The following is a 13,129-nucleotide window of genomic DNA, read 5'->3' on the forward strand; positions in this document are numbered from 1 at the left end:
CGTTCTTACAAAACCTATCTTATACCCTATGGGGTATAAAGTCAATATCTATTTTACTTAAATTTGTACTATTTCACAATTGGTTTACGCTGGGTAGGATTTCATTGATTCGATTGCGAAGGTCCATTAGCCCCCCCCATCGTAATCATCGTTGCAATATCGTCGATGCCATTACAATGCAGCACCGCTTAATGGCTTCAGATCTTCTTTTATAAAAAGAGTGTGCCACACGGAAAAAATATAAATTAACCATATTCTACGTGAATAGTCACCTTTATTACTCTTATGCTGATTAAACATCTCTTCGACGATATTCATATTAAAGATTTCTTCAATACCGCTATAGCGTATTTGCTCAAACATTATATCCGAAATTGGGGTCTTAAGCCAATCACGAATCGGTACGGGAAATCCTAATTTTGGGCGATTCACGATAGCATCCGGAACGATTCCTTCCATAGCTTTACGCAAAGCAAGTTTTGTTGTTTTGTTGCCAATTCGATTGGATACAGGAATTTTACTAGCTGTTTCGAAAACCTCTTTATCTAAAAACGGTACTCTTAATTCTAACGAATGCGCCATCGACAGCTTATCTGCTTTTGACAAAATATCGCCAGGCAACCAAAAATTCATATCAATAAACTGCATTCTTGTCGTAGGGTCTAGGTGTACTGTCTTATCATAAAAAGGCTTAACGATATCGGTGGGATGTAAAAAGCTATTATGAGCGTGTATCGATTCGTGGAGCAGGTTCATCTTTCCGCTTTTGTTAAAGATATTAGCATTACCGAAAAAACGTTCCTCTAAAGGTGTCAGCCCCCGAAGTAAATAGTTCTTTCCATAAAAATGATACGGATATATAGACAATGATTTACGTAACGAATCCTTTATGAAGTTGGGCATCCATGTGATGGGTCTTAATGCATCTGGCTCTTTATAGATTCTGTATCCTCCGAATAATTCATCAGCGCCTTCCCCTGATAGGACAACCGTTACATGTTCTTTTGCAAGCTGATTAAGATGATAGAGCGCAATGGCGGAAGGATCCGCGACAGGCTCATCTAGATGCCATACGGTCTTCGCTATACTCTCAAAAAAGTCTTTTGCCGATAGGATATGGAAATAATGATCTGTCCCCAGCTTGGCTGCGGTTTGATTGGCAATGATCGTTTCATTGTTCACCCCTTCAAACCCAATCGAAAAGGTTTTGGTTGATTCTTCTGCTTTCATCATTGCAGCTATAGCTGTGGAGTCAATTCCACTAGACAAAAAACACCCTCTATTCACATCACTTTGTAAATGAAGGTTTACTGACTCTTTCAATTTCCACTGAATTTCTTCCGCATAGTCTGCTAAAGATCGTTTTACCGGATGAAAATGGGGCTCCCAATATTTCTCGATCTTCATTTCACCATCCGAGTTAACAAATACACGCTCTGCAGGTCCTAATTTATGAATATGTTCAAACATCGTATCCGGTTGCGGCACATACTGAAAAGTTAAGTAGCTAAATAAACTTTGATACTGTAGCTTTCTGGGCACCCCTTGCACTGCAAGGATGCTTTTGATTTCCGAAGCAAATAAAAGGTTATTCTCATCTTTGTAATAATAAAAAGGCTTGATGCCAAAATGATCTCTAGCAGCAAAAAGAGTCTGTTCCTTAACATCCCAAATCGCAAAACTAAACATTCCGCGTAAATGATGGACACAGTCCTTACCATATTCCTCAAATAAATGCACGATAACCTCTGTATCTGATTGCGTTTGAAAGTGGTGTCCCTTTTGCTTAAGCTGATCTCGTAGTGTTTTATAGTTATAGATTTCACCATTAAAAACAATCCAAAGGGTACGATCTTCATTCGTCATCGGTTGATTGCCATCACGTAAATCTATAACGGATAATCTACGAAAACCCAGCCCAATTCGAGAATCAAGCCATACACCCTCATGATTAGGACCTCGGTGGTTCATTGCCCCTGTCATTTGTTTTAAGGTTTCTTCATGTGGGGGTTGTCCATTATATTTTAATATTCCTGCTATTCCGCACATACGATTGTAGTCCTTCCTATACTAAAGATTAAGGTTTAGAATGCCCACAATTGCATTGATCAATCATCATTTTTTATTGCATGTCATTCATATAAAAAAACGTCGAACAATTCATTAAATGAATCGTTCGACGTTTTCTCATTCACTCTTATTTTATTTCACTCATGAAGCTTCTGAAATTCTCCACGATTTCTTTCGATTTAGTATGGTGTAAATAATGATCGCCTTCAAGCAGCAGCATCTTCCCATGTAAAGAATCTTTGATCTGTTCTTCATGTAAAGCTTCCCAGCCTTCAACATCCGAATTATCTTTTACTAAGAAGAAGATTACAGGCAGATCTTTGGGGAACTTTAAAGTTTCAGCGACATTGAAGTTGCTCGGGAAATGATCTGCTTCGCTAATGATGTTTGGGTTCATCATGTTTTTAAGCGTAATCATCCTATTTTGCTCTTTGGTTTCATCATCAACACCTGGTGGTGTAATGATTTGATCAGGCGAGAGTTTAACCAGCAATCTGAAGATGCCTGATTGTTTAAGTGATTTTAAGGCTGCAGTTGGAAGCTCCTCGCCTGCTCCTTGTGCCGGTACACTGCTGTCAATCCCCACGAATGCACTAACTTCGTTTTTGTATTTGTTCACATAGTCTAGACTGTAAATGCCGGATATAGAGTGCCCCATCAGAATATAACGGTCTATATTTAATTGTTGCAAGCATTCATGTACTTCACTCACAATATTTTCAATACTTCGTTCTTTTTCAGTGATATCACTTAACCCATAACCAAAAGGCTCAATGACAACCACTCTGTAAAATGGAGATAACTCGTCAACTAATGGCTTAAAATCAATACCTGGCGCTGCAGTTCCGTATCCTGGTAATAATACGACCGTCTCTTCACCATTTCCATGAATCGTGACGTTCATGTTCTTCCCGTCTACAGGTACAAGCTGACCATAGGGCTCGATTTTACTTTTCTCCAATTTGTTGCAGATCACATTGACTGTAAAAACAATGGCTAGAAATAGCACTATAGCTATGGCTATTACTCCAATTGCTTTAAGTAAAAAGAAAAATGCCTTTTTCATCTGTTAAATCCCGCTCCCCCACTTATTTATTTCTTCTCATCTGTCCATTTCATTGTAGCAATGCAGTCTTAGATCCTGTGAAACACAAGATTAATTGGACCTTAACTTTCAGCATCAGCTAACGAAATTCAATTAAGATTCTGTTAAGATAACTGTTATAATTATGTTCCCTATTCCGTTCATGGATAACAAAAAAACACCTTTAGAGATTCGCTGATTAGCCCAAAGGACCATTCAACGATATTCTAAAGGTGTACATTCACTTCATTAGATAAGGATTAGTTCAAGCTTTCTTTACGCGATAAACGAATCTTTTCAGGCGTAACATCATTTCCCTCAGGATCTACAATCGTCACTCCTGAAAGACTGTTACGAACTTGTCCACGTATTTCACGTAGGTAATCTTCACGCAAAGCGATCTGCTCGACCCATTCACTTTTTGTCAGGCCTTCTTCACGTTCTTTCCTGGCTAGTTCATTAATACGAGTCAAACTGTTAATCATCTATATTCCTCTTTTCTAAGTTTTGATTAGCTTGCTAATGGATGTGATGCGCAGTTCCAGGTTAAGATAAATTATTCGCCATTTGTTTCATAAGCCTTCTTAATAATAAACGTTCTTCGGGTAGAATTCCTGTTAATAATTTATCCAGTTGCTTATTCCATATACGTTCTACAGGTTCACACAGATTACGTCCGGCTGAAGTTAGATACACTCGGCTTACTCTGCCATCTTCAGAATCTCTTTTTCGAACAACAAACCCATGATTCTCAAGTGATTTCACCATATTCGTGATCGTTGGAGGCTCACAATTCAGACTTTCACTTAACTGTATCTGTGTCATTCCATCTGATTTCCATAACCGGCATAATAACTGTTCTTGACCTACATGAAGATTATATTCTCTAAGCAGCGCAGCATAATCTCTACGCATTTCCGCTGAAATTATATCCAGTAGTTCTCTTATCTCATCTTCAATCACAGCTTGTTCCCCCGAGCCACTTTACAAATTAATTAGCAAGCTAATTATATCATGTTTTTAAGAGGATTTCAAAGGTTGACGATCTTTTGCTATCCCCCACCAACGAATCCTCTTTAGTTTGGCACTTTATGATATAAAAATGGTCTTCAATTACTGTTTTGCGGAAGCCGTACTTCAAAGATTGTCCGTACCACACTGCTATGCGCAGAGACGGTCCCATTATGCTGCTCTACTATATTTTTAGTAATAAACAAGCCTAGTCCTGTACTTCCTGTTGGATGTGTTCGTGCACGATCACCCGTGTAAAACATATCAAAAATACGTGGCAGCTCTTCCGGCTCAATACAATTTCCATAGTTAATTACTTCAACGACTACCTCGTTAGCGTCCAAGTAACCGTGAATATCAACAAATTGACCATCGCTTCCGTATCGGGCCGCATTTGTAAGGAGATTCTCAAATACACGTGCTAATAACTCCCCGTCACCGTAAATCTTCAGAGGCTGTGTCATATCCAATCTGGAGGTGAGCCCGTTTTTCTCAAAGACTGGATATAATTCTTCGTTTAATTGTAAGAGAAGCTCACTGAGATCAATCGATGATTTCTCAAGCTTAAGCTTGCCGTAGTTCATTCTTGTAATTTCAAACAGTTCATCGATCAATTTTTCTAAACGCTGAGATTTGGTATAAGCAATCGTCGTGTAATGTTTGGTCTGTTCAGGAGTTAATTGATCGTCCTTCAAAATAAAATCCAAATAGCCGATAACCGAGGTTAGGGGTGTACGCAAATCATGCGCCAGGTTCAACACGAGTTGATCTTTACTGCTCTCGGCAATGTCTCCCCGCTCAATGGCTTCTTGCATATTCTCAATGGCTAGATTGAGATCTTGTCCAATCATCCCAAATTCATCTTTGGAGGGAATATCGACTCGTTCTGTGAAATCACCTGACGCAAGCTGATGAATTCCCTTCGAGATCTCCTTAAAGTATCTTGCATACGGCTTAGTGAATAAGAAGAAGAATAAGATGGCTAATGGGACAAAGATAATTAAAAATGTATTCACATCTCCAATATCTCTTATTACATAGCGAACTTTGGTTAGTGGATTCTCAAACTTCACCTCAGAGTGATAATACCGCTGGAGCGCTTTATAGATTAAAAAGGTTATTCCGCCGGATACTAGCATACTGGCAGCCAGCAGCATTATCATTTTTGTACGAAAACTATAAATCATTTTAGGCATTGGATGTATACCCTTCCCCTACAGTATTTATCTTTGTAGTGATAATGGTATATGAATTCAATCTAAATCTCAAATCATTAGAATCAGAAATCCTTTTTTTCAAAAATCCGCAATGAAATAAGATAAGAACAACTAAGTAAGAACAAGTAAGCCAGTCCTAGTATGATATAAAGAATAAAGCTAGACTTCACACCAAAACTCTGCCAGTTCTCTAGGTCAGGAAACCATTGAATCAAACTTCCGATCACGTTCGGACCAACCATTATAATCATCATAAATACGAGATTAACAACTTGCGTGCCTTTAGCCCCTAACCAGTAATGAATCGGTAAATAAAGCATGGCGAGGAGTGGAAAAATAGATATCGCAATACCAACCTCTTGCCAAAAATAAGGAGTTACTTGTTTACCTGTCATAATAATCAGAAGATACGTAAAAGCAGTTGCTGACAGCCCAACAAGCGCATATGGAAGGATTGAGAAGTATTTGGCACGGACAAGCTCCTGTCTCCTTACAGGGAGATTAACGAGAAACCGTTGCGTCGACTGCTGAGTATCCATAGAACAAGAGCTGATCAATAACAGCATAGGTGGCATGACCGTAAATAAACTGAAGCTATGATAGTTTGAATAAGCTATAAAGATAAAGAAAGGGATTAGCAGCATCAGAAATTTACGCAGAAGAATGAAGTCTTTTTGAACAAGATAAAATGAATGATACACTTTAAGTCCTCCTTAGCTTATAACTCTTCTTTGTTAAACAATCGTAGTGAAATCTTATATGAGAAGTACAAGATGAATAGATAAACGATCCCTATCAAACCAATCGGAACCAGATGATCTTGCAGCTTTAAATGGGTTATTGTTGAGAAAACTGATGAATTTGAGAGTGAAGATCCAGCGTTTAGGGTGGTTATCGTTATAACTACATTAAAAAGGATATTGAAGTAATAGTTTTTGTAACCAAGCCAATAATGAATCGGCAAATAAATAGACGCAGTCAAAGGAATCATAAGTAACGTTAAAGATACCCCTATCCAATAAACCGGGCTAATGGAATATCCAAATGAAGGGGAAATCAGAAACAAAGCTAAAGAGCAAACCAAACCAATGAAACAATAAGGAACAAGTGATAAGTATTTAGCCAAGACAATCTCTTGCCGTCTAACTGGTAAACCTATCACAAACTTTGTGTTGTTATTCTGTGCATCCATAGAACAGGAGTATACGAGCAACAGCAAAGATTGAAATGTAGCAAACATGCTGGAGTTATCCAGTTGAACATATGCGATGAACAAGATACTTAAGAGAAAGATAGGAATGAAATTCCGCAGGAGGATAAAGTCTTTTCTGATCAGCAAAAAGAGATTAAACATACAAAGCGTTTCCCTTTACCGTAAAATACATGATTTCTTCCAGGGTAGGTGTTTCGCATATGGCATGATCTCTAAAGAAGTGTTCCCCCTCCGAGCAATTGTTCAGAAGACCCTCGAAACCAACCTCCGTCTCTCTAAGCCCAATGAACCATTTTCGTACATCTCGATCAAGTAACTCCTTGTTACCTTTTATCAGCATGTATTTGTTAGGTAGAGATTCTTTCATCTCATTAAAAACTAGTCGCCCCTCATTCACAAAAACAATATAGTCCGCGATCCGGTCCAAATCCGTCGTATTATGCGTGGAGAAAAGAATAGACTTCTTCTCATCCTGAATATGCTCACTAAGCAGATCAAGCAGTTCTCTTCGGAATATAGGATCAAGACCTGCAGTAGGTTCATCCATAATAAGTAGATCTGCATCATGTGATAAGGCAATGGCGAGCGAATACTTCATTTTCATTCCTTTGGAGAGCTCCTTAATCTTTTTCCGCGGGGAAAGCTTGAACATCTCTATGTATTTCCTATACGTTTCTTGATCCCACCGACTATAAAAGGGAGCAATCATCTTACTCATCTGATTGATGGTTAATTGATCGTAAAAATAGTTCTCATCGGAAACATACCCAATTCGATCTTTGTATTTTGCGTTCTTTATGGATGTTTCTTTGCCAAAAATCTCGATACTTCCTTGGTCGGGTTGTACCATACCCATCATCATTTTAATTAAAGTTGTTTTTCCGGCTCCATTGGGTCCTATTAGCCCCGTTATATATCCTTCCTTAATACCGAACGTAAGTTCGCATAGGCTAAAATGGCCATATTTTTTAGAGATTTGATTCAATTGAATGACTTCTTTCATTCTGTCTCCTCCTCATAAAGCAATTTCAACATCTCACTAAACTCAGCAAAATCAATCCCTAACATTTTACTCTCGTCGATAATTTCCTTCATTTTGTTCTCCATGATCCGTAACCGTTGTTCCCGAATAAACTCCTGATCTGCACCAGAAACAAAGGATCCTTTTCCCACAATAGAATTGATAAGGCCTTCTCTCTCCAGTTCTTCGTAAGCTCGTTTCGTTGTGATTACGCTAATCTGCAGCTCTTTGGCTAACAGCCGAATAGAAGGTAAAGGCGTACCTGAGACTAACTCTCCTTGCAGGATCATCTGGCGGATCTGACTTACAATCTGTGCATAGATGGGTTCACCGGAAGTGTTGGATATCAATATGTTCATGAACTCGTGCCCTCACTCCTAGTTTATGTGTAATCAATGTATATATGTAATATATACACTATACTCATTGTTGTCAATGATCTTTCAAGTCAACAAAAACAAGCCGATTCCCATGAACTCAGGGTCAGCTTGCTTGGCAATCAACGTCTCTAATCATCATCACATCAACCCAGCACTTCTTAAAAAGCGGCTAACAATATCTATCTGATAGCGAATACGTAGGTCACGATCAAGACTCCAGCAGGTTTCCACAGTAAATGCCTTCGCTCCTAAAATACGAGAGACGGCTGCACGCGATGATCCGGGACGCTCTCGTAAACGGATATTAAAATGATAGGATGTATTAGTGATCGTACGGTTAATGTCTTTTATGATACGTCTTGCTGTAGCCGTACCTCGGCTCCCCGGCTTAATGATGATAGTCTGACCGAGCCGCTTATGATTTCTTTGAGACAAACCATTAGCTTCATGGAGATCAAGGTACCAGGTAGGGTGATAACGCCGTACTAATTGAAGCAAGGCTACGGATAAAGGATGTTTGGCAGATGCATATCGAGTGCGTGGAAATGTTCGGTTCAAATCCGGTATGCCTCGAATTCGTTTGCGATAAGCTTTTTGATTCATGAGAGGAACAATTATAAGAGTCCCCCTGTAAATATATAGTTCTCCTTGTCTTAAGCGATTCACGAGGTTTTGAGCGGCACGAATGCTTGCCGTTTCATTCCCGTGTATGCCGGACACCACCATAAACACAGGACCAGGGAGCCCGCCTCTGATCACATAATAAGGGGTGGCATGGGATGTGGACGATGCTAAGGTATAGTTCTCAATGATCATCACGCTTCACCTCCGCATTTAGGTGTCCATATATGTGTATTCCGATGTCCCCCAGTTGTCCTAGACAGATAAGCAAAAAAAGCCTGATTTCTCAGGCTTTAGGCTTTAAAATTTTAGAAATATGCAATTTATTTATACGCCGGCAACCAATCTCCATGAGCTGTGATTAGTTCATCACACATATTTGTAATGTCATCCATCGATAATTCAGCGGCAGTGTGCGGATCAAGCATGGCTGCGTGATAAATATGCTCCTTCTTATGAGTAATCGCTGCTTCGATCGTTAACAATTGTGTATTAATGTTCGTACGATTCAGTGCGGCGCACTGTGGAGGAAGATCTCCTACGAAGGTTGGCGTAACACCACTGCTGTCTACTAGGCATGGGACTTCAACACAGGCTTCTTTCGGCAAATTGGTGATGAGTCCGGTATTCATAACATTACCGCCTATTTTGAAAGGCACATTCGTTTCGATCGCTTCCATGATGTAGGACGCGTATTCATGTGAACGTTCATGCTCAAGCTCTTTGTTATTCACCAGTTCTTCACGCATATGCTGCCAGCGTTCAATTTGATCTACACAGCGGCGCGGATACTCGTCGAGCGGAATTTGAAACCGTTCGATAAGCTCAGGGTAATTGCGTTTAATAAAATAAGGATGATATTCTGCGTTATGTTCCGAAGACTCTGTAATGTAATAACCAAATTTGAGCATCATTTCATATCGTACCATATCCCCGTGGTGCTCTTTCTGCTTCTCGGCAGCGCGTCGTTTGATTTCCGGATATAAGTCCTCTCCGTCCTTCGTAACCTCGAGTAGCCAAGCCATATGGTTAATCCCGGCAATCTTAGCCTGTACACCAGTCTGATCCAGTTCTAGATGCTCAAATAAGCCTGGAATACAATGCTGTACACTATGACATAAACCCACAGTCTTTACACCACCATAAGTGTTCATCACATTGGTCAGTACTGCCATTGGGTTCGTGTAGTTCATAAAGAGTGCATCTGGGCAAACCTCTCTTACATCTGCAGCAAAATCAAGCATGACAGGAATAGTACGCAAGTTACGGAAGATGCCGCCAATACCAACCGTGTCTGCAATCGTCTGACGCAAGCCATATTTTTTCGGAATTTCAAAGTCTGTAATGGTACAAGGGTCGTACCCCCCGACCTGAATTGCATTAATCACATATTTCGCTCCGCGCAATGCTTCTTTACGATCTGTATAAGATTTCACGATACAAGTGCTGCCACTACTTTCTTTTATATTACTCAGCATATTCTCGGAATCTTTTAGGCGCTGAAGATCAATATCAAATAAAGCAAGCTCAAAGCCTTGAAGGGCTGGAGTTCTCATGCAATCTCCTAAAACGTTCTTCGCAAATACAGTACTACCCGCTCCGATAAATGTAATTTTCGACATATGAAATAATCCTCCTTAGATAGTGAGTTGTACGGTCACGACTTCGCTAATGACTGCGACAACCTTGATGGATTTTCCTTATAAACACTAGAATATCAGAGGGTATCCAACTCTCTCTTCACTATTCACTATAAATGAGAGCGATCTCAATGAGTATGGAGAAATACAATTCATATATGGATATTTGTTGCATTTATGTGGTCCATCCTATAATCTAAATGTAATTCAAATCACGTATAGGAGGTCAGAAGCAAATGGCTTCAGAGCATTATCATTTCACAGCAGGGTTTAATCTTGCTCCTGATGAAATCGACCTAACTGTATTGTTTAGCGGAGAAGGTAACCCGGTCCCGGGACATAAGATGGGGCCTTCTGTTCACGATTACTTCCTTATACATACCGTATTGGATGGAAAGGGGGTGTTTCAGAGTGGAAGTAAATCTCATGTATGTGGTACGGGAGATACCTTTGTTATTTTCCCAGGGGCATTATTCAGTTATCAGGCAGACATGGAACAGCCTTGGACTTACGTATGGGTCGCCTTGCAAGGGGATGCCGTTCAACAGCTATTAAAGGAAGCGGGGATTACACCGGATAAGCCGTTAATACACTTAGATAACCTAATAGAGATACATAACTTGTATGAACATATTCGATTTTCCTTTCAACAGTCTGCCTATCCAAGGTTGGAAAGTTTGGAGGCTTCTGGGTGGCTGCGCCTTTTGGTGCATAAATTCGGTCTTGCGAACATAGGTTCGCTCACCCCTAAATCCGCACAATTACCGGATGTTATCGACCGTCAGATCAATCAAGCGATCCGCTGGATCTCTCTCCAATTTCATCAACAGATCAGTATCGATCACATGGCGTCCTCTCTTGGTTATCATAGAGCTCATCTCTCTAAGGCTTTTAAACAAAAGATCGGGATGTCACCCAAGCAGTATTTGTTAAAGGTTCGCATGGATAAAGCAAAGGAACTGCTTGGAGGAACGCTCACCATCGACCAGGTATCCTCCTCGGTCGGTTTTAATGATGCGTTATATTTCTCCAAGCAGTTCCGTAAGTGGAGCGGTATGTCCCCCAGTGAATATCGAAGCCATCTTCGATCTGGCACATGATTGCTTATGGGTTATTTCATGGCTTTTGATAAAATCGAGGTGACAAACGCTGTCTTTCCTTCACAGTAAGCATCCATATCGTAGCGATGTTGTTCTGCCAAACGCTGTTTGAGCTCTGCGTACGCTTGACGCGCAGGCACATTCGAACGAAGATAGTCTCTGAATGCGATATGCTCCAAGTACCCTTTTCCATTCTTAGGGCATACATACAGATGATATTTCATAAATTCATCCGCTTGACGTCTTTTGAAGGCTTCTCTGCCCTCTATTCCCAAGTTCCCTTGATGTTCATATCCATGCAGTTGTAATCGTTCAATGATTTGTGGGAATACTTCGTAACTATCCATTACAAGATCAAGATCTATGATAGGTTTAGCAGCGAGTCCTTCAATGGAGGTGCTGCCCACATGTTCAATTGTAATAATGAGATCTCCGACATAAGATAACAACTGATCTCTAATTTGATTGAACTCTACCTTCCACTCTGGATCATACGGGACAACTTCTACGATTTTCGTCTTCTGAGCGATGCTCATACACCTCCTGCGTTTAATGCCTTCTTCTCAATTACTCTATATACTACCCATATGCATATAGCGGCTACAATTAGCATTCCACCCATCAAGCAAACGCCACTCCAGCCCCAATGCTGCCATGCAAAGCTTCCAAGTGTTGATCCAATAGCTCCACCTGTAAAAGTGCTAACCATAAACACAGTATTTATTCGGCTGCGCGCAGCCGGCTCAAGTGCATAGATCCGTGTTTGGTTACTAACCTGTGACCCTTGTACTCCAAGATCCAGAATAATAACACCGGCAATCAGGCTCCAGATTGTAAATCCAGCTAAACCGAAGAATCCGTAAGCAATCAATGTAAGCAACAGCAGAATACCTACAATCTTCTTAGGAGCAATCCTGTCGGCTAACCTCCCGATAAATGGAGCACCCGCAGCACCTGCTACACCGATCAACCCAAACAAGCCTGTGATAGAGCTACTATAGTGGTAAGGTTCTCCTTCTAGAAAGAAAGCCAGTGAAGTCCAGAACACGCTGAAGCCACCAAACATACAAGCACCAATCAGTGATGCTTCACGAAGCGTCGAATATCTGCGAATCAAATTCCCCATTGATTTCAGTAGATCCGTATAGGATGAATTATTTTCTGGTTTCACCTTTGGAATTAGTTGGTATAAGATAAGGGATAACAATAGCATTATAACTGCAGCAATCCAGTACATCGCTCTCCAGCCGAACATATCGCCTATAATTCCGGATATTGTTCTTGCCAGCAAAATGCCAAAAAATAACCCGCTCATTACGGTTCCAATAACTTTACCTCGTTCTTCTGGCAAAGCGAGCTCTGCTGAGAGCGGAATGATGACCTGCGGCACCACCGTAGTTATGCCAATAGCAAAACTGGCGATATACATCCAGACTAGGTTTTGGGCTGTGGCGAAACCAACCAGTGACAGGGATACAGCAATTAAAAGTCCCGAAATTAATGTTCTTCGTTCACGAATGTCGCCTAACGGAACAAAGAGTAACATCCCAAGCGCATAACCGATCTGAGTCAGCATCGATACATATCCTACTGCGTTAGATGAAGCTTGAAAAGTTCGTCCGATATCGGCTAGAAGGGGCTGATTGTAATACATATTTGCGACGCTTAAACCAGATGCAATGGCTAATATAAGAATGAATTGCTTGGTTAGGCCTCCTCCTAAACGAACTGCAGCGGGTGTGATAGATTGTGTCATGAAATTCTGTGCCTCC

General features: G+C 40.5%; 14 protein-coding genes. 1 reads left to right on the top strand and 13 read right to left on the bottom strand.

The genetic code is table 11. The features are described 5' to 3' along the window. Nucleotides 1-171: 171 nt before the first annotated feature. From asnB to ACN6MV_RS16555, 11 genes are all read right to left on the bottom strand, one after another. The gene (gene asnB / locus ACN6MV_RS16505) at nucleotides 172-2,049 is read right to left on the bottom strand and encodes an asparagine synthase (glutamine-hydrolyzing) (RefSeq protein ID WP_419884420.1); all 1,878 of its coding nucleotides are present in this window, start codon (nucleotides 2,047-2,049) and stop codon (nucleotides 172-174) included. Nucleotides 2,050-2,197: 148 nt separating this feature from the next. Continuing rightward, entirely contained in the window at nucleotides 2,198-3,136 is a 939-nt protein-coding gene (locus tag ACN6MV_RS16510) for an alpha/beta hydrolase (protein WP_339286644.1), read from the bottom strand. Nucleotides 3,137-3,414: 278 nt separating this feature from the next. After that, nucleotides 3,415-3,639 (bottom strand): DUF896 domain-containing protein, encoded by a 225-nt coding sequence (locus ACN6MV_RS16515; protein WP_042128064.1) that lies wholly within the window; start codon nucleotides 3,637-3,639, stop codon nucleotides 3,415-3,417. A gap of 61 nt (nucleotides 3,640-3,700) precedes the next feature. Further along, nucleotides 3,701-4,117: a MarR family winged helix-turn-helix transcriptional regulator gene (locus ACN6MV_RS16520; protein ID WP_231573785.1), complete on the bottom strand. Its 417-nt coding sequence runs from the start codon at nucleotides 4,115-4,117 to the stop codon at nucleotides 3,701-3,703. Between the two features lie 146 nt (nucleotides 4,118-4,263). Further along, the gene (locus ACN6MV_RS16525) at nucleotides 4,264-5,361 is read right to left on the bottom strand and encodes an ATP-binding protein (RefSeq protein WP_419884423.1); all 1,098 of its coding nucleotides are present in this window, start codon (nucleotides 5,359-5,361) and stop codon (nucleotides 4,264-4,266) included. An 83-nt stretch (nucleotides 5,362-5,444) separates the two neighbouring features. Further along, nucleotides 5,445-6,083, bottom strand: coding sequence for an ABC-2 transporter permease (locus ACN6MV_RS16530; protein WP_375103032.1), 639 nt, complete (start codon nucleotides 6,081-6,083; stop codon nucleotides 5,445-5,447). Between the two features lie 17 nt (nucleotides 6,084-6,100). Further along, nucleotides 6,101-6,736, bottom strand: coding sequence for an ABC-2 transporter permease (locus ACN6MV_RS16535; RefSeq protein ID WP_375103033.1), 636 nt, complete (start codon nucleotides 6,734-6,736; stop codon nucleotides 6,101-6,103). Next, on the bottom strand, nucleotides 6,729-7,598 hold the full coding sequence (locus ACN6MV_RS16540; RefSeq protein WP_042128071.1) for an ABC transporter ATP-binding protein: 870 nt from the start codon (nucleotides 7,596-7,598) through the stop codon (nucleotides 6,729-6,731). Before ACN6MV_RS16540 ends, ACN6MV_RS16535 begins: the two co-directional genes overlap by 8 nt. Beyond that, the gene (locus ACN6MV_RS16545; protein ID WP_042188506.1) at nucleotides 7,595-7,975 is read right to left on the bottom strand and encodes a GntR family transcriptional regulator; all 381 of its coding nucleotides are present in this window, start codon (nucleotides 7,973-7,975) and stop codon (nucleotides 7,595-7,597) included. Before ACN6MV_RS16545 ends, ACN6MV_RS16540 begins: the two co-directional genes overlap by 4 nt. A 159-nt stretch (nucleotides 7,976-8,134) precedes the next feature. Next, nucleotides 8,135-8,812: a succinylglutamate desuccinylase/aspartoacylase domain-containing protein gene (locus ACN6MV_RS16550; RefSeq protein WP_042128074.1), complete on the bottom strand. Its 678-nt coding sequence runs from the start codon at nucleotides 8,810-8,812 to the stop codon at nucleotides 8,135-8,137. A gap of 128 nt (nucleotides 8,813-8,940) precedes the next feature. Then, complete coding sequence (locus ACN6MV_RS16555) at nucleotides 8,941-10,239, bottom strand: alpha-glucosidase/alpha-galactosidase (protein WP_042128076.1); 1,299 nt, start codon at nucleotides 10,237-10,239, stop codon at nucleotides 8,941-8,943. Nucleotides 10,240-10,493: 254 nt separating this feature from the next. On the opposite strand from ACN6MV_RS16555, the gene ACN6MV_RS16560 reads away from it, so the two are divergent. Then, on the top strand, nucleotides 10,494-11,357 hold the full coding sequence (locus ACN6MV_RS16560) for an AraC family transcriptional regulator (RefSeq protein ID WP_419884426.1): 864 nt from the start codon (nucleotides 10,494-10,496) through the stop codon (nucleotides 11,355-11,357). An 11-nt stretch (nucleotides 11,358-11,368) separates the two neighbouring features. On the opposite strand, the gene ACN6MV_RS16565 is transcribed toward ACN6MV_RS16560, so the two are convergent. Next, the gene (locus ACN6MV_RS16565) at nucleotides 11,369-11,893 is read right to left on the bottom strand and encodes a GrpB family protein (protein WP_341113091.1); all 525 of its coding nucleotides are present in this window, start codon (nucleotides 11,891-11,893) and stop codon (nucleotides 11,369-11,371) included. Further along, a complete protein-coding gene (locus ACN6MV_RS16570; RefSeq protein ID WP_341113093.1) occupies nucleotides 11,890-13,113 on the bottom strand; it encodes an MFS transporter in 1,224 nt (407 codons plus the stop codon). Before ACN6MV_RS16570 ends, ACN6MV_RS16565 begins: the two co-directional genes overlap by 4 nt. Nucleotides 13,114-13,129 lie beyond the last annotated feature (16 nt).

This window comes from Paenibacillus sp. B-A-8, assembly GCF_048572915.1.
In the GTDB taxonomy this organism is placed as follows: Bacteria; Bacillota; Bacilli; order Paenibacillales; family Paenibacillaceae; genus Paenibacillus_AQ.

What these genes read in the sequence shown, in the direction of transcription:
- asnB (WP_419884420.1), bottom strand. Translation starts at nt 2,049, where the DNA reads ATGTGCGGAATAGCAGGAATATTAAAATATAATGGACAACCCCCACAT.
- ACN6MV_RS16510 (WP_339286644.1), bottom strand. Translation starts at nt 3,136, where the DNA reads ATGAAAAAGGCATTTTTCTTTTTACTTAAAGCAATTGGAGTAATAGCC.
- ACN6MV_RS16515 (WP_042128064.1), bottom strand. Translation starts at nt 3,639, where the DNA reads ATGATTAACAGTTTGACTCGTATTAATGAACTAGCCAGGAAAGAACGT.
- ACN6MV_RS16525 (WP_419884423.1), bottom strand. Translation starts at nt 5,361, where the DNA reads ATGCCTAAAATGATTTATAGTTTTCGTACAAAAATGATAATGCTGCTG.
- ACN6MV_RS16535 (WP_375103033.1), bottom strand. Translation starts at nt 6,736, where the DNA reads ATGTTTAATCTCTTTTTGCTGATCAGAAAAGACTTTATCCTCCTGCGG.
- ACN6MV_RS16540 (WP_042128071.1), bottom strand. Translation starts at nt 7,598, where the DNA reads ATGAAAGAAGTCATTCAATTGAATCAAATCTCTAAAAAATATGGCCAT.
- ACN6MV_RS16545 (WP_042188506.1), bottom strand. Translation starts at nt 7,975, where the DNA reads ATGAACATATTGATATCCAACACTTCCGGTGAACCCATCTATGCACAG.
- ACN6MV_RS16550 (WP_042128074.1), bottom strand. Translation starts at nt 8,812, where the DNA reads ATGATCATTGAGAACTATACCTTAGCATCGTCCACATCCCATGCCACC.
- ACN6MV_RS16555 (WP_042128076.1), bottom strand. Translation starts at nt 10,239, where the DNA reads ATGTCGAAAATTACATTTATCGGAGCGGGTAGTACTGTATTTGCGAAG.
- ACN6MV_RS16560 (WP_419884426.1), top strand. Translation starts at nt 10,494, where the DNA reads ATGGCTTCAGAGCATTATCATTTCACAGCAGGGTTTAATCTTGCTCCT.
- ACN6MV_RS16565 (WP_341113091.1), bottom strand. Translation starts at nt 11,893, where the DNA reads ATGAGCATCGCTCAGAAGACGAAAATCGTAGAAGTTGTCCCGTATGAT.
- ACN6MV_RS16570 (WP_341113093.1), bottom strand. Translation starts at nt 13,113, where the DNA reads ATGACACAATCTATCACACCCGCTGCAGTTCGTTTAGGAGGAGGCCTA.